Genomic DNA, 15,795 nt, shown 5'->3' on the forward strand with positions numbered 1-15,795 from the left:
CGCGGGACGGTGTCTCACACCACCCGCGTCGCCCCCGCGAACGGCATCTCGTCGACCGGGGCGACGCGCACCGGCGCCGACGGGTTCGGGGCGTGGATCATCTGCCCGTTGCCGACGTAGAGGCCGACGTGACTGATGCCCGAGTAGAAGAAGACCAGGTCCCCCGGTTGCAGTTGGGACCGTGGGACGCGGCGGCCCGCGCCGATCTGGGCGTAGGTCGTACGGGGCAGGGAGATCCCGGCCGCGCGGTAGGCGGCCTGGATGAGGCCCGAGCAGTCGAAGGCGTTCGGGCCGGTCGCGCCCCACACGTAAGGACTGCCGAGCTTCTGGTAGGCGTAGGCGACGGCCGCCGCCGCGCGGGAGTTGGGGGCCTGGGCCGAGGCGGACGGGCTCTCCCGGGGACCCGGCGCCGAGCGAGAGGTCCGGTCGCCGACGTCGGCGCGTTCCTCGGCGGTCAGCCGGGACAGCAGGCGGCGGGCCGACTCCAGCTTGCCGGTGACGGTCTCGCGGTGACGTTTCAGCTCGGCCCGGCGCGACGTCAGCGAGGACACCTCGACGCGGGCGGCGCCGCGCAGTCGCTCGATCTCCCGGAGCTCCTGGCGTACGCGGCCGACCTCGGCCTGCTGCCGGCTGCCCGCGCGCTCGACGAACGCGGCGCCGTCGAGATACCGGTCGGGGTCGGACGAGAGCGCCAGTTGCAGCGCCGGGTCCAGGCCGCCGCTGCGGTACTGCGCCGCCGCGACCGAACCCAGCGCCTGACGCGCCGAGTTCAGCCGGTCCTCCTTGCGGGCGGCCTCGTCCCGCAGTTCCTCCAGGCGCCGTTCGGCGGCGTCCGCCTTCTCCTTCGCGCCGTTGTACTTCTCGGTGGCCACCTCTGCCTCCTGGTAGAGCTTGTCCACCTTGGCCCTGACCTGCGCCGCCGTCGGCTGCGGATCGGCGTGTCCGGTCCCGCCCAGGCCCGTCGCGGTGGCCGCCCCCGCGAGGGTGATCGTGGCCGCCGCACGGGCCCTGCTTCCGCCCGTCGCGCGCTGTCGCGGCCTGCGGTGCGTTCCCACCTGCGATCCACGTCCTTCCGTACGACTCGACTCCGGCCCGCGCCGGGTCGGCTCCGGTCCGCTCCGGTTGCCTGGGCCAGGACGCTAGGCGGGTCGGTAACGGTCCGGTGACGGGATGCACGGAAGTGGCGGTACCGGACCGCACGGCGACCGTAAGTGACCGTCGGCCGCACCAAGGCCCGTCGCCTTCACGCAGGGTGATGACCGATATGCCGGACCGGAGGCGGGTGAGGGACGTGAGCTGTTATGAGGTCGCCGATGCGGGCCGATGCGGGCCGATGCGGGCCGATGCGGGCCGGTGCGGGCCGAAGCGGGCCGGTGTCCGGGTGCGTCGGGCGCCTCATTAGGCTCCGGCCTCATGGACGTACTCATCCACCTCTTCGTCGGCCTGCACATCATCGGGATCGCCGCGCTTCTGGGCGGCTTCCTGACCCAGATGAAGGCGATGGCCCAGGGCGCGGCCCGCTTCACCCCCGCGATGCTGCACGGCGCGCTGACGATGCTGGTCACCGGCGCCGTCCTGGTCGGCCTCAACCAGGCCCAGGACTACTCCGTCGACAACGTCAAGATCGGCGTGAAGCTCGCCGTACTCATCGTGATCCTCGGCCTGGTCTACGTGAAGCGCGACGACGAGAAGGTGGAGAAGCCGCTGTTCGGCCTGGTGGGCGCGCTGACCCTGGTGAACGTGTTCATCGCGGTGCTGTGGACCTGACCGCCGCCCCCGAGCCCTCCGCGGACCGCAGCGCGGCCCGCGCCTGGACGACCGCCCCCGCCGCGACCGCCAGCCACCCGCCCACCGCGATCCACAGCAGCGCCCGGCCGGGCGCGTCCAGCCACGGGACGTCGACGACGACGGCCACGGACAGCGTCGCCGCCGCCGTCATGCCGAGCGGGAAGACGGTCGACCAGCGGCGCACGTCGTAGCGCAGCCGGGGCCAGGCGATCTCGGCGGCCAGCAGCACGGCGTACCAGGCCAGGTCGAGCGTGAGCAGCAGGACGGTCACGTCGTGCAGGACGGCCTGGTCGTCCGCGTTCCACAGGTACATGCCGGTCCCGGCCGCCGCGAGGAGTTTGGCGCCGGCGAGGGCCGAGATCGCGAGCGCGCCGCCCGCCACCCAGTGGTCCCCGCCGCCCCGGGCCACCTGCCGCAGATCGAAGCGGAAGAGCGCGATCAGATAGAGCACGATCCCCAGCCAGAACGGCACCAGCGCCGCGTGTGCCAGCCAGGGCGTCGAGGTGGCCGCGGCCAGCGTGGCGGCGAGCACGGCGAGCCCCTCCGTGGCCACGCAGCTCAGGAAGACGGCCCCGGGCATCCGCCGCCCCCAGTGCTGCACCACCAGGTACAGCAGCCACGGCCACAGCAGCGCCGCCAGCGTCAGCAGCACCGCCGCCAGCAGCGACCAGCCGAGCAGCGAGAAACGGGTGCCGAGCACGGTCGTCGCGGCGACGGCGGTGAGCGCCCCCGGCGTCCCGGCCCGCTTCACCCACTGCGCCCGGTCGGCCAGCAGCAGGTAGACGAAGTTCGCGGCCAGTATCAGCCAGGCGGCGCAGGCCAGGAGCAGGGCGATCCGGGACAGGACCTCGCGGCCCGTCAGATGCAGGGCGACCGACACGATGCCGGTCGCCATCACCGCGGCCCCGGCCGCCGGTGGACGCTGCGCCCACCAGGCGCGCAGCGCGGAGGGATGGGTGGCCGATGACATGCGCCCGATGCTAAAGACCCGCGCCGATCAGGCCGGGCGCACCACGCTGTAGATCGACGACTCTCCGTCGTAGAAGATCGACTCCTCGCGGACGTACGCGCCCGGCTTCGGGGCGTGGATCATCATGCCGTCGCCGATGTACAGGCCGACGTGGCTGATGTCGTTGTAGAAGAAGACCAGGTCACCGGGTTGTGCCTGGGAGACGGAGACGGTCGTGCCGGCGTTGACCTGGTCGTAGGTGACGCGCGGCAGCGTCACGCCCGCGGCCTTCCAGGCGGCCTGGGTCAGACCCGAGCAGTCGTAGGAGTCGGGGCCCGTGGCGCCCCACACGTACGGCTTGCCGATCTGGGCCCGGGCGAAGGAGATCGCCTTGTCGGCCTTGGTGCCGTTCGAGGTGTCCGACGTCGACGAGTCCGAGGACCCGGTGGTGCCGGAGGTCCCCGAGGACCCGCTCGCGGCACCGCTCTCCTGCTGCTGGGCGGCCTCCTCCTGCCGCTTGCGCTCCGCCTCCTGCTCCGCCTCCTGCTCCGCCTGCTGCTTCGCCAGCTCGGCGGCCTTGCGGGCGGCCTCCTGCTGCTTCTTCTTCTCGATCGCCGCGAGCCGGGCCTTCTCCTCGGCGGTCAGCTCCGACAACAGCTCCCGCGCGGTGGCCAGCTTCTTCTGGACGGTCGACTTGGCCGTCTTGAGGTCGTTCTGCGAGTCGGTGAGCGTCTCGAGGCTCTCGGTGGCCTCCCGGCGCTTCTCCATCGTCTCGGACTGCTGGGTGACGTAGTCGTCGACGGCACTCTTCTGACGGCCGGTGAGCCGGTCCATCAGCTGGTTCTGGTCGAAGTAGTCCTGCGGCGAGTCCGCGAGCAGCAGGGTCGCGGTCTCCGGAACGGCGGCGCCCGTGCGGTACTGGGCGGAGGCGAAGGAACCCAGCTCCTCGCGCGCGTCGTTGAGCTTCTGGGTGCGCCGGGCGACGTCGTCGAGGAGGGTGTCGACCGCCTTGCGCTGCTTGGTCGTCTTCTCCTTGGCCGCGTTGTACTTCTCGGTCGCCGACCCCGCCTGGCGGTAGAGGTCGTCGACCTTCTTCTCGACCTCTTCGAGGGTCGGCCGGTCGTCCGAGGGCGTGGCATTCGCCGTCTGGGACAGCAGGGCGACGGAGGTGAGGGCCGCGGTGGCGAGGGCCGGGGTGCGTATGCCCGCGACACGGGGACCGCTGGGGCGCGACTTGCGGTGCGACGCCAAGGAGGCGACTCCTTCCAGTGCTCCGCCTACCGGGTGAGCGGTGGGGTCCCCCGGGCCGTTCAGGCGTGGGGAGGGTTCGGGCGGTGTGGCATGGAAGGGTTGCCCTACGGCGGCCCGTCCTCGCGTCGAGGGCGGTGCGGCCGATTCACCCCAAGGTCTCGGTGGGTCCCCGGCTCCGGTGCCGTGCGGGCAGGCCGGACTCGGCGGAGGCCGCGCGGCCCGGCGAGGTTCGCCGGAAGGGGTCGAGCGGCCTGCCCCGCACCGTAGCCAACTCGTGTGGCCGCTGTGAAGGTTGGTGGGTGATATGCCCGATACATTTTCGTGACCTTTCGCGGGAGTGCCCCGGGGCCGCGGCAGGCGTCACTCTTCGTGTTCCGGCCGGTCGCGGGGCGTGCCCGGCTCCGGGACGCCGGGCATTTTCCGGGGTGGCACCGGGTTGTCGGTGGGGCGCCCTAGACTCGGAGAGCGATGAGCAGCCTCTTTGACGACAGCTTCCTGGCGAGCCTCCAGACCCCCCGGGGTCACGAGGAGGAACCCCCGCCGCCGCCCGAGGACGATCACGGACCGGAGCCGGTTCCGCACGATCTGTTCGGCGGGAAGTTCGACGCGCCCCCGGACCGGGACACCCACTACCGGGACGGCGCCCCGCGCCCCGCCCTGGACGCCGCCGCGCTCCTGGAGGGGCTGAACGAGAACCAGAGGGCCGCCGTCGTCCACTCCGGCTCCCCGCTGCTCATCGTGGCCGGCGCCGGTTCCGGCAAGACCCGTGTGCTCACCCACCGCATCGCCCACCTGCTGGCCGAGCGGAACGTGCACCCCGGGCAGATCCTCGCGATCACCTTCACCAACAAGGCCGCGGGCGAGATGAAGGAGCGCGTGGAGCAGCTCGTCGGCCCGCGCGCCCACGCGATGTGGGTGATGACCTTCCACAGCGCGTGCGTCCGCATCCTGCGCCGCGAGTCGAAGAGGCTCGGCTTCACCTCGTCGTTCTCGATCTACGACGCCGCCGACTCCAAGCGGCTCATGGCGCTGGTCTGCCGCGACCTGGACCTGGACCCCAAGCGCTTCCCGCCGAAGTCGTTCAGCGCGAAGATCAGCAACCTGAAGAACGAGCTGATCGACGAGGAGGACTTCGCCGCCCAGGCCGCTGGGGGCACCTCCCAGACGGAGTCCGGGGGAGGGTTTGAGAAGACCCTCGCCCAGGCCTACGCCATGTACCAGTCGCGGCTGCGCGAGGCCAACGCCCTCGACTTCGACGATCTGATCATGACGACGGTCAATCTGCTGCGCGCCTTCCCGGACGTCGCCGAGCACTACCGCCGCCGCTTCCGGCACGTCCTGGTCGACGAGTACCAGGACACCAACCACGCCCAGTACGCCCTGGTGCGCGAGCTGGTCGGCGTGCCCTCGGAGCACCCCGTCGACGTGCCGCCGGAGGCCGTGGTGCCGCCCGCCGAGCTCTGCGTGGTGGGCGACGCCGACCAGTCGATCTACGCCTTCCGCGGCGCCACCATCCGCAACATCCTCCAGTTCGAGGAGGACTACCCGGACGCGACGACGATCCTGCTGGAGCAGAACTACCGCTCCACCCAGACCATCCTCAGCGCCGCCAACGCGGTCATCGAGCGCAACGAGTCCCGCCGCCCCAAGAACCTGTGGACCAACCAGGGCAGCGGCGCGCAGATCACCGGGTACGTCGCCGACACCGAGCACGACGAGGCGCAGTTCGTCGCCGACGAGATAGACCGCCTCACCGACGCGGGCGAGGCCAAGGCCGGGGACGTCGCCGTCTTCTACCGGACCAACGCCCAGTCCCGTGTCTTCGAAGAGGTCTTCATCCGCACCGGCCTGCCCTACAAGGTCGTCGGCGGCGTCCGCTTCTACGAGCGCAAGGAGGTCCGGGACGTCCTGGCCTACCTGCGGGTGCTGGCCAACCCGGAGGACTCGGTGCCGCTGCGCCGGATCCTCAACGTCCCCAAGCGCGGCATCGGCGACCGCGCGGAGGCCATGATCGACGCGCTCGCCCAGCGCGAGAGGATCAGCTTCCCGCAGGCGCTGCGGCGCGTCGACGAGGCGTACGGCATGGCCGCGCGCTCGGCGAACGCCGTCAAGCGGTTCAACACGCTCATGGAGGACCTGCGCACCATCGTCGAGTCCGGTGCCGGACCGGCGACCGTCCTGGAGGCCATCCTCGAACGCACCGGGTACCTGGCCGAGTTGCAGGCCTCCACCGACCCGCAGGACGAGACCCGCATCGAGAACCTCCAGGAACTGGCCGCCGTCGCCCTGGAGTTCGAGCAGGAGCGGGCCGAGGGCGAGGAGGCCGGGACCCTGGCCGACTTCCTGGAGAAGGTCGCGCTCGTCGCCGACTCCGACCAGATCCCGGACGAGGAGGACGGCGACGGCGTCGTCACCCTGATGACCCTGCACACCGCGAAGGGCCTGGAGTTCCCGGTCGTCTTCCTCACCGGCATGGAGGACGGCGTGTTCCCGCACATGCGCGCCCTCGGCCAGGCCAAGGAGCTGGAGGAGGAGCGGCGCCTCGCCTACGTCGGCATCACGCGCGCCCGGGAGCGCCTCTACCTGACCCGGTCGACGCTGCGCAGCGCCTGGGGCCAGCCGTCGTACAACCCGCCCTCCCGGTTCCTGGAGGAGATCCCGGCCCCCCACCTGGAGTGGAAGCGGACCGGGGCGAACGGGCCCGCGCCCTCCGCCGCGGTCTCGGGCGTGGCGGCGTCGCTGTCGTCCTCGCGTTCCCGCTCCTCGGCTTCGGGCGCGTCCGGCTTCGCCACCCGCCGGTCGGCCGGTGCCGAGCAGCCGACGGTCTCGCTGGCGGTCGGCGACCGCGTCACGCACGACCAGTTCGGGCTCGGCACGGTGGTCGGAATCAAGGGCACCGGGTCGAACGCCGAGGCGACGATCGACTTCGGGGACACCAAGCCGAAGCGGCTGCTGCTGCGGTACGCGCCGGTGGAGAAGCTCTGAGGGGGCGATGCGGGGCGGTGCGGCGAGGCCCCGGGCGTCTGCTCGGGCCGGGCCCCACCGCCCGGGCCGTCTGCTGAGACGTTACGGCGGCGGTCAGGTCGGGTTGATGCCGTGGCTGCGCAGCCACGGCAGCGGGTCGATCGACGAACCGCCCGCGGGGCGCACCTCGAAGTGCAGGTGCGGACCGGTCGAGTTGCCCGAGTTGCCGGAGAACGCGATCGCGTCGCCCGCCTTGACGGTCGTACCGGAGGGGACCTGGTAGCTGGAGAGGTGGCAGTACCACGTCTCCGTGCCGTCCTTCGCGGTCACGATCATCATGTTCCCGTACGCGCTGTTGTACTGCGTCCGCACGGTGCCGTCGGTCGCCGCCATCACCTTCGTCCCGTACGACACGGGGAAGTCGATGCCGGTGTGGACGGACATCCAGTTGATGCCGGCCTGCCCGTAGTAGGCGCTGAGGCCGTGCTGTTCCACCGGGAGCGCGAACTTGGGGCGCAGTCGCTCCTTGCGAGCCGCCTCCTCCGCCGCGCGCCTCTTCTCCAAGGCCTGCTCGGCCTTGAGGTCGATGCGCTCCTGGGTCCGGCTGGCCCGGTCGGCGAAGTCGTCGGCTCCGGCGGCCAGGCTGGTGAGCTGGGTGTCCAGCTTGTTGTTGGCGGCGGCCGGTTTCACCGGTGCGGCCTTCGCGTTGCCCGGGTCCGGTGCCGACGCCGCGGTGTCCGTACCCTCGTCGCCGGTCAGGCTGCCGACGGAGGCGGCCGCGATACCGGCGACGCTCATCACGCAGGCCGACGGCACGGCGATGGTCAGCAGCGCGGAGCGCTTGGCGGGCTGTCGGCGACGGGAACGCGCCCCGGCGCGGGAGCCGGTGCGCGAGGCGGTGCGGGCGGCGGGGACCCGCGCGGCCGGGGCGACCTCTTCCTGGTCGTCCAGCAGCGCGGTCACGGTGGGGAGTTCGCCGGTGGCGGCCAACTCGCCGTCGTACGGGTCGGCTTCGGCGCTCTCGGTGACGGGCGTGGCGTGCGGTGTGTCGGACGGCGCGGTGTCGTCCGGGGCGGGGTGCTCGGCCGGCCGGGCCGGATCGTCGAGCGCGCCGGTGACCGTGGGGGCCGCGTTCCACTGCGTCGCGTCGTAGGCGCCGGTGTCGGCCGGGCCGCCCGCGAACGCGCCGGTGTAGAAGGTGCCGGTCGCGAAGGTGCTCGTGTCGTGAGCGCCCGTGTCGAACGCCCCGGTGTCCGAGGTGCCGGTTTCGAAGGGCTGCGTGCCCCAGGCCCACTGCTGGGTCGTGTCGGCCGTGGAACCGGACGGGTCCGGATGGCTCCAGGCGCCGGTGTCCCACTGTCCGGTGGCATCGGCGCCCGTGTCCTGCGGCGCTACGGAGTCGTGCTGCTGGTATCCGGCCGTCCACGTCGTCGTGTCGTAGGCGCCGGTGTCGTAGGCGGTGTGGTGCTGGGCCGCGTACGCGTCGTAGTACGGGGACTGCTCGCCGCCGGGGGACCACTGCGTGGTGTCGTACGAACCCGTCGCCTCGGGGCCCGCGGTGTAGTGGCCCGGCATGCTGCCGAAGAGGGGGTCCGCGTCGAAGGCCGAGGTGTCGGCGGTGCCGGTGGAAAAACCGGTGGAGGCGTAGCCGCCGAACGTGGTGAGGTCGCCGTACTGGGCCTCCCCCGTGCCGTACGACGCGTACTGCGCCGAAGCGGCGTCGGAAGCCGGAGCCGGGGTGGTTCTTGTCCCCGACGGGTGACGGTCGTTCACCAACTTCTCTTTCGCCTCGACAACAGGGGCTGCCAGAGCAGTGCGGTGACTGTACCCGGCGGTATACGGGCACGACAATCTTCGTCAGGTTTCGCGTGCGAAGGAAACGGGCAATCGGCCGTGTTTTGGGGGACGGCGGGCACGAGTTTGGCTTTGTGTTCGAGAATTGTTCGAGTCCGAACGGGTTGCTTCGGTCTCAGGCCACGGTCAGCCCGCCGGATCGTTTGCCCGTTTCCGTACCCGTTTCCCCGCCTGTTTCCGGTCCGGTGGTGTCGAGTGCCTGCCGTATACCCGTGGCCACCGTGGGGTGCACGGGCAGCGCGAGGTGGCCGATGCCGCTCACCCGTACGTTCTGCACGCTCAGGTCGGGGTGGTCGAGGCAGGCCGTCTCCAGCGGGTCCATCACGCGGTCCAGGTCGCTCCAGAAGCTGACGAACCGCGTACGGCAGCCGGGCGCCGGGCGGGTCAGCTCCTCGATCACCGCCGAGCCGGGGCGCATCTGGCGCACGATCGGGTGCGCGTTCGCCAGCGGCACCACCTTGGTGCCGGCGTGCGGGGTACCGAGCGTCACCAGGGTGCGGACGCGCAGGTCGCCGCCGAGGCGCTGTACGTAGTAGCGCGCGATCAGCCCACCGAGGCTGTGCCCGACGACGTCGACCCGCTCGCTGCCCGTCCGCTCGCAGATCTCCTCGATGTGCCGGCCGAGCAACTCGGCCGCGGTGCGGATGTCGCAGGTCAGGGGGGAATAGTTCAGCGACTCGATCTCGTGCCTGCCGTGCTGGGCCAGGCTGCGGCGCAGCAGCAGGAAGACCGAGCGGTTGTCGATGAAGCCGTGCAGCAGCACGACCGGGGGGCTGACCGGGGCCGGGAGCCTGGGGGGCGGCGGGGACGGCTGCGGATCCTGCGCGTCCGCCGGCCTCAGCGCCTGTACCGGGCGCCGCTCCTGGATGATCCCCGACGGGTAGAGGAGCAGGTGTCCGGCGAGGATCGCGGCCTCCAGGGCGCTTGCCTTCAGGAGGGTCAGCGAGAGACCGGTCAGTCGGCCCGGAAGACCCGCCAGGTCCGGCAGTCCCGGGACCGCGGGGAGTCCTGGAAGCCCCGGCAGTCCCGGCAGTCCGGGCAGTCCGGGCAGGAGACGCTGGAAGAGCGGGAGAAGGGGCAGTGCTGCCGTGGTGACCTTCATGGGCCGACCTCCTGTCGGCACGCGCGGGGACGCCTCTGTCCCTCGTGTGCCCTCGTGGAGCGCCGTGACACCAGCGATTGGTGCTGTTTACGAGGTTTACGTGGTTCATGCTTGCCCATGTGCAGGCATGCCGTATCAGGGCTCTGTGGGTCGTTTGAGGCCTGTGGTGTCGGTGCAACGGCGAAAAGGGTCCGTGCCGACCTTCGCTGCCCTCGCTGCGGCTCTCCGTGCGCGTGTTGTCGCCGCGCCCTGGAGCGGTGCGCGGCGAACGTGTCCCACCGTGTGATTTCCCCCTCTGTATCCACCGCGAAACTGCCGGTTGCGGGAAGCTGGCGATAACGTTCGTTCACTTCCCCCGGACGCTGTGGTGCGGGGATCCGTGCCGCGAGGACGCGAAGTGTGCGGTACTTGTCGGTACGGATGGATGTAGTCGCTTCATGGAGGCAGTGATGGGTGTGGCAGCCGGTCCGATCCGCGTGGTGGTGGCCAAGCCGGGGCTCGACGGCCACGATCGCGGGGCCAAGGTGATCGCGCGGGCCCTGCGCGACGCCGGTATGGAAGTCATCTACACCGGGCTCCACCAGACGCCCGAGCAGATTGTCGACACCGCGATCCAGGAGGACGCCGACGCGATCGGGCTGTCGATCCTCTCCGGTGCGCACAACACGCTCTTCGCCGCGGTGATCGAGCTGCTCCGGGAGCGGGACGCCGCGGACATCCTGGTCTTCGGCGGCGGGATCATCCCCGAGGCGGACATCGCCCCGCTGAAGGAGAAGGGCGTCGCGGAGATCTTCACGCCCGGCGCGACCACGGCGTCCATCGTGGACTGGGTCCGGGCGAACGTGCGGGAGCCCGCGGGGGCGTAGGCCCGGGGCGTCTGTCCGTCCCCTCCCGGGGCGTCCGGCCTGGGAGGTCCAGGCCCTGGTCCCGGCCGTCTGGCTCTGGGTGCCCTGCCCTGCCCTGCCCTGCGCTGCCCGGCCCCGGTCTTGGCCGTTCCGGCGTCGGTCGGTTGGCTTCGGTTGCCCGGCTCCGGCTCCGGCTCCGGCTGTGCGGCCCGGTTGCCCGGTTGGTTGCCGGTGCCGGTTGCCCGTCCGGCTCCGGCTGTCCAGCCTCGGTCGTCCGGGTCCGGCTGTGCGGTCCTGGCCGTCCGGCCCAGCCTTGGCCGCACGGTCCTGGTCGTCCAGTTCCGGTCTGCCCGCCGTCCCTCCTCGGTCGTCCGGTCCTGGCTGTCCGGTCCCGGTTGAGCGGCGGTCCATCCCGGCGGTCCATCCCGGCGGTCCATCCCGGCCGCCCGGCCCAGGTTGTCCGGTCCCGTCGTCCTGCCTTGACGCTCCGCCCGTTCTTCCGGCGTGGGCCACGCACCGGCGTTCGCCCGGGGCCCCTCGTGCCGCAGGGGGCGCGGGCGGTCGGCACGACGGTCACGGGGTGTGCCTCATGGCGCCGCCCGAAGTTCTTCGGCCATCGCCGCCCGCAGACGCAGGGTCGTGACGAGCCGCTGGAACGCCTCCGCCCAGTACCCCCCGGCCCCCGGCGACGCGTCCTCCGGCTCGTCCGGTATCGCCAGCAGGCCGTCGAGGCGGCCCGCCTCCGAGGGATCCAGACAGCGTTCGGCCAGGCCCATGACGCCGCTGAAACTCCACGGGTAACTCCCGGCGTCCCGGGCGATGTTGAGCGCGTCGACCACCGCGCGGCCGAGCGGCGTGGCCCACGGCACCCCGCACATGCCGAGCAGCTGGAACGCCTCGGACAGCCCGTGCGTTGCGATGAACCCGGCGACCCACTCGGCGCGTTCACCGGCGCCCAGCGTGCCGAGCAGCTTGGCCCGCTCGGCCAGGGACACCGCGCCCGGACCGCCGGCCTCGGGCGCCGTGGGCGCGCCCAGCAGCGCCCTCGCCCATCCGCCGTCGCGCTGCCGTACCGCCGCGCGGCACCACGCGGCGTGCAGCTCGCTCTGCCAGCCGTCCGACACCGGCAGGGCGACGATCTCCTCGGGCGTACGCCCGGCGAGCCGGTCCGGCCAGGTGGCCAGCGGTGCCGCCTCCACCAACTGGCCGAACCACCACGACCGTTCCCCTCGCCCCATGGGCGGCTTGGCCATCACGCCGTCCCGTTCCATGCCCGCGTCGCACTCGTGGGGTGCCTCGACGGTGATCGCCGGTGGGGTGAGGGTGCGGTCGAGGGACACACACGTCGCGGCCCGCGCCGCCATCCGCGCGGCCAGTGCCGAGTGCGGCAGCGCCGACAGCAACTCCGCCGCTGTGGCCCGTACGTTGCGGCTGCGATCGGCCAGCGCCTGCTCCAGGAACGGCTCGTCCGCCGCCGTCAGCCCCGTCCGCAGCGAGTCGAGGAACATCAGCCGGTCCTCGGCACGTTCCGTCGCCCAGGTCGACGCCAGCAACTCGCGGGCGCCGGCCGGGTCGCGGGCGCGCAGGGAGGCCAGGAGAGCGACGCGTTCGGCGAACAGGCCCTCGTCCCAGAGCCTGCGCGCCCGCTCCGCGGCACCGGCACCGGCACCCGACGGTGCGGTCTCTCCGCCGGGGGTCGCGCGCAGGGCGAACCGCCAGTCCGGGTTCAGCCGGGCCAGCCACAGGGCCCGGGGCCCCGCGAAGGCCAGCGCCGCCGGTCGCAGGTCCGTACGTCCCCGCGCCGCGTCCAGCAGCGCCGGAAGCGCCTGGGGCGGGGGCGCGAAACCGCGGGCGTTCGCCGTCGCCAGCCACTGGGGCAGCAGCTCCATCAGATCGGGCGCGCTGCCTCTGCGGCCGCCGCCCGCCGTGCCGGGGCGGTCCGTGAGCAGCGACGTGAGCCGACGGGCGGCCGCGTCCGGCAGCGGCGGGCGGGGGTCCTCGGGCGCGGAGTCGGGCCGCCGGGCCGCGCGAGCCGGTCGCAGACCCGCGCGGCGGCGCACCGTCTCCGCCGCTGCCGCGTCCAGCAAGGCGGCCGCGGCCCCCGGCCCGCGCGCAGCGCCCGGTGGCGTACGCCGGTCCGTACCCAGCAGCGCCGAGGTGACCAGCCCCTCCCAGACACCGGCCCCGGAAGCCGCGGGTCCGACGGGCACTGGAGGAGACGGATCGGAAGCGGAAGCGGGTACGAGGGGAGCCCCGGCTCCCAAGGCCGGTGCCGGAACGGCTCCGGGTGTGGGCCGGGTGCCGGTGGTGGTGGTCGTCCGCCCACCGGCCGACCTGGCCGCGGGAGCAAGGGGCGGCCGCGGCCCAGCGGTTGGTGTCAGTGACGGTGACGGTGGCGGTGACGGTGGCGGCGTCGGTGTCGGTGTCGGTGCGGTCGTGGGCGTCCTGGTCATCTCGTTGCCCTCCTCGTCGCCTTCCGGTTCCGGTCCCATGGGGCGGGTCAGCACAGCGGCACCGCCGGACCCGGTCCGGCCGGCCAGGCCGTCAGCGGCGTGAAGCCGCGGTGGCCGCACTCGCCGAAGACCGTGACGGGCGCGCCGCCCGACAGCGCGACCAGCCGCCACAGACCCGGTTGGCTGCCGGTGGTCCGCGCGAGCGGCAGCGCCGAGTCCTCGTCCGCGTCCGCCAGTTGCCAGCCGACGCCGTCCGGCACGGGGACGACCCGCTCCAGGGTCACCGGCACCGAGTCCAGCCACGGATCGTCGCGAAGCGCCTCGCCGTACCGGACGGCAGCCCGCGAGGTCGTCACCCCCCTCGGGCGGGTCCGCGTGGGCCCGGGCGGTGCGAACCTCCGGCCGAGGGCCACCCGCCGCCGGCCCGCGTCCGGGTACGCGGAGACCTCCGCCTCCAGGGCCAGCCCCACCGGCAGCGCCAGCTCAGGGGGCCGGCCCGCGGCGCCGTAAGAGAGGAGCAGCACCGTGCGTGCCGTCTCCGCGCCGTACAACCAGACGCGACGGGTCGTCAGCCGGGCGTCCGCGGTGTCGTGCTGGGCGAGGACCAGCCAGCGGTCCCGCACCATCGGGCCGTCCGCGGAGGCGGGCAGACCCACGCGGGAACGGACCGTCGCCGCCAGGTCGGCCGGCAGCCGCTCGCGGTGCAGCCAGCCCCGGGCGAGCAGATGGAGCAGGGCGCACTCCTCCAGCAGCCGCACCGGCCAGCCGGGACCCGAGGAGGGTATGGCGCCCAACTCCCGCACCCGCGAGGCCAGTCCGGGCGCCTGGGCGTCGACCATGCGTGCCGCCGTCTCCTCCCACAGCCCGTGTCCCGACTGCTCCGCGCCGGCCAGACCGGCGCGCAGAAGGTCCGCGAGCCGCTGCTCCAGCTCCGTCGCGCCCGCGGTGATCCGCTCGGCCCGCCGCTCTGCCCGGCGCCGTGCCGCCTCGGGATCACCGGACGTGGCCGCTGAGGCGGACGGATCCGTGGCCGCGGGGGCGGACGGATCCGCGGCCCCCTCGGCCGAGGGCTCGCCCCGTCCGGCGACCGCGCACCGCGCCCGGTCCGACGCCTCCCCCTGCGTCATCACGCCCTCCCCGCCCGGCTCTCGCACCGCCCCCACCGTCCCCTCGTCGCAACTCCCCACCCCGGACCCGTGCCGAGTCATGCCATCGAAGGTAGGTCCCCCCACTGACAATGGCCCGAGCGGCAGTATTTGTGCAGGTCAGAGCGATTGTCAGTGGCGTGGTGCACCGTGGATGGCAGATCGGACCGGCCTAGCTGGAGGGGGAATCGGCCATGCCCGCATTCGTGGACCGGACGTCCGGGGCACCGGAGCCGCGGCAGGTGCTGCGGCCCCACGCCGAGCACGCGTTCGCGGCCGAACTGGCCGCGCTGGCCGCACAGGACGACCGGCCGCGTCCGGCCCGCTGGAAGCTGTCGCCGTGGGCCGTCGCCACCTATCTGCTCGGCGGCACCCTGCCCGACGGCACGGTGATCACCCCGAAGTACGTGGGCCCGCGCCGCATCGTCGAGGTCGCCGTCACCACGCTCGCCACCGACCGTGCCCTGCTCCTGCTCGGCGTGCCCGGTACGGCCAAGACCTGGGTCTCCGAGCACCTCGCCGCGGCCGTCAGCGGCGACTCGACCCTGCTCGTGCAGGGGACGGCCGGCACCCCCGAGGAAGCGATCCGCTACGGCTGGAACTACGCGGAGCTCCTCGCCCACGGCCCCAGCCGTGACGCCCTGGTGCCCAGCCCCGTGCTGCGGGCGATGGCGGAGGGCACGACCGTCCGGGTCGAGGAGCTGACCCGCATTCCGGCCGACGTGCAGGACACCCTGATCACGATCCTGTCGGAGAAGACCCTGCCGATACCGGAGCTGGGCCAGGAGGTGCAGGCGGTGCGCGGCTTCAACCTGATCGCCACGGCCAACGACCGCGACCGCGGGGTCAACGACCTGTCCAGCGCCCTTCGCCGCCGTTTCAACACGGTGGTGCTGCCGCTGCCGGAGACTGCCGAGGCCGAGGTCGACATCGTCACGCGCCGGGTCGACCAGATCGGCCGCTCCCTCGACCTGCCGTCGGCGCCCGAGGGCACCGACGAGATCCGGCGTGTCGTCACCGTCTTCCGCGAGCTGCGGGACGGCCTGACGAGCGACGGTCGTACGAAGGTGAAGTCGCCCAGCGGCACCCTGTCCACGGCCGAGGCCATCTCCGTCGTCACCGGCGGCCTCGCCCTCTCCGCCCACTTCGGCGACGGGGTGCTGCGGCCCGATGACATCGCCGCGGGCGTCCTCGGCGCGGTCGTCCGTGACCCCGCCGCGGACCGCGTCGTCTGGCAGGAGTACCTGGAGACGGTCGTACGCGAGCGGGAGGGCTGGCAGGACTTCTACCGGGCCTGCCGGGAGGTGACCGTGTGAACGGCGCGGGGGCGCGCACGAGTCGAGGAAGGGCGGGTACCGGGTACGGCGGCGACGAGTGCGAAGGGCGAAGGACGACGGGCGAAGGGCGACGGGCGACGACGGGGATGCGACTTCGACCGGATCGC

Annotated in this window: 11 protein-coding genes; 4 read left to right on the forward strand and 7 right to left on the reverse strand. The window is 72.9% G+C overall.

What is annotated here, in order from left to right; translation table 11 throughout:
- Positions 1-14: 14 nt before the first annotated feature.
- On the reverse strand, positions 15-1,055 hold the full coding sequence (locus IE94_RS0101795; protein ID WP_030145546.1) for a C40 family peptidase: 1,041 nt from the start codon (positions 1,053-1,055) through the stop codon (positions 15-17).
- 358 nt (positions 1,056-1,413) lie between these two features.
- On the opposite strand from IE94_RS0101795, the gene IE94_RS0101800 reads away from it, so the two are divergent.
- Entirely contained in the window at positions 1,414-1,767 is a 354-nt protein-coding gene (locus tag IE94_RS0101800) for a hypothetical protein (RefSeq protein ID WP_030145547.1), read from the forward strand.
- Here the strand turns inward: IE94_RS0101800 and IE94_RS0101805 are convergent.
- Entirely contained in the window at positions 1,745-2,758 is a 1,014-nt protein-coding gene (locus IE94_RS0101805; protein WP_030145548.1) for a tellurite resistance/C4-dicarboxylate transporter family protein, read from the reverse strand. The genes IE94_RS0101800 and IE94_RS0101805 overlap by 23 nt on opposite strands.
- A 27-nt stretch (positions 2,759-2,785) precedes the next feature.
- A complete protein-coding gene (locus IE94_RS0101810) occupies positions 2,786-3,988 on the reverse strand; it encodes a C40 family peptidase (protein ID WP_030145549.1) in 1,203 nt (400 codons plus the stop codon).
- A gap of 468 nt (positions 3,989-4,456) precedes the next feature.
- Between IE94_RS0101810 and pcrA the strand changes: the two genes are divergently transcribed.
- The gene (gene pcrA / locus IE94_RS0101815; protein WP_030145550.1) at positions 4,457-6,973 is read left to right on the forward strand and encodes a DNA helicase PcrA; all 2,517 of its coding nucleotides are present in this window, start codon (positions 4,457-4,459) and stop codon (positions 6,971-6,973) included.
- A 93-nt stretch (positions 6,974-7,066) separates the two neighbouring features.
- Here pcrA and IE94_RS0101820 read toward each other — a convergent pair whose 3' ends face one another.
- Together IE94_RS0101820 and IE94_RS0101825 are read right to left on the reverse strand one after the other, a co-directional pair.
- On the reverse strand, positions 7,067-8,725 hold the full coding sequence (locus IE94_RS0101820) for a M23 family metallopeptidase (RefSeq protein WP_030145551.1): 1,659 nt from the start codon (positions 8,723-8,725) through the stop codon (positions 7,067-7,069).
- Positions 8,726-8,921: 196 nt separating this feature from the next.
- Entirely contained in the window at positions 8,922-9,908 is a 987-nt protein-coding gene (locus IE94_RS0101825) for an esterase/lipase family protein (protein ID WP_030145552.1), read from the reverse strand.
- Between the two features lie 449 nt (positions 9,909-10,357).
- On the opposite strand from IE94_RS0101825, the gene icmB reads away from it, so the two are divergent.
- Positions 10,358-10,774: a coenzyme B12-dependent isobutyryl CoA mutase small subunit gene (gene icmB, locus IE94_RS0101830; protein WP_003974171.1), complete on the forward strand. Its 417-nt coding sequence runs from the start codon at positions 10,358-10,360 to the stop codon at positions 10,772-10,774.
- 566 nt (positions 10,775-11,340) lie between these two features.
- Here the strand turns inward: icmB and IE94_RS0101835 are convergent.
- Together IE94_RS0101835 and IE94_RS0101840 are read right to left on the reverse strand one after the other, a co-directional pair.
- On the reverse strand, positions 11,341-13,206 hold the full coding sequence (locus IE94_RS0101835) for a DUF5691 domain-containing protein (protein ID WP_425337948.1): 1,866 nt from the start codon (positions 13,204-13,206) through the stop codon (positions 11,341-11,343).
- Positions 13,207-13,253: 47 nt separating this feature from the next.
- Positions 13,254-14,333: a hypothetical protein gene (locus IE94_RS0101840; RefSeq protein WP_245235149.1), complete on the reverse strand. Its 1,080-nt coding sequence runs from the start codon at positions 14,331-14,333 to the stop codon at positions 13,254-13,256.
- A 212-nt stretch (positions 14,334-14,545) separates the two neighbouring features.
- Between IE94_RS0101840 and IE94_RS0101845 the strand changes: the two genes are divergently transcribed.
- A complete protein-coding gene (locus tag IE94_RS0101845) occupies positions 14,546-15,667 on the forward strand; it encodes an ATP-binding protein (RefSeq protein ID WP_030145555.1) in 1,122 nt (373 codons plus the stop codon).
- Positions 15,668-15,795: the final 128 nt, after the last annotated feature.

Source organism: Streptomyces violaceorubidus, from assembly GCF_000717995.1.
Lineage (GTDB): Bacteria > Actinomycetota > Actinomycetes > Streptomycetales > Streptomycetaceae > Streptomyces > Streptomyces violaceorubidus.

Excerpts from the sequence above, each read along its gene's own strand:
- IE94_RS0101840 (WP_245235149.1), bottom strand. The coding sequence starts at position 14,333 with ATGACGCAGGGGGAGGCGTCGGACCGGGCGCGGTGCGCGGTCGCCGGA.
- IE94_RS0101835 (WP_425337948.1), bottom strand. The coding sequence starts at position 13,206 with ATGACCAGGACGCCCACGACCGCACCGACACCGACACCGACGCCGCCA.
- IE94_RS0101805 (WP_030145548.1), bottom strand. The coding sequence starts at position 2,758 with ATGTCATCGGCCACCCATCCCTCCGCGCTGCGCGCCTGGTGGGCGCAG.
- icmB (WP_003974171.1), top strand. The coding sequence starts at position 10,358 with ATGGGTGTGGCAGCCGGTCCGATCCGCGTGGTGGTGGCCAAGCCGGGG.
- IE94_RS0101825 (WP_030145552.1), bottom strand. The coding sequence starts at position 9,908 with ATGAAGGTCACCACGGCAGCACTGCCCCTTCTCCCGCTCTTCCAGCGT.
- pcrA (WP_030145550.1), top strand. The coding sequence starts at position 4,457 with ATGAGCAGCCTCTTTGACGACAGCTTCCTGGCGAGCCTCCAGACCCCC.
- IE94_RS0101800 (WP_030145547.1), top strand. The coding sequence starts at position 1,414 with ATGGACGTACTCATCCACCTCTTCGTCGGCCTGCACATCATCGGGATC.
- IE94_RS0101845 (WP_030145555.1), top strand. The coding sequence starts at position 14,546 with ATGCCCGCATTCGTGGACCGGACGTCCGGGGCACCGGAGCCGCGGCAG.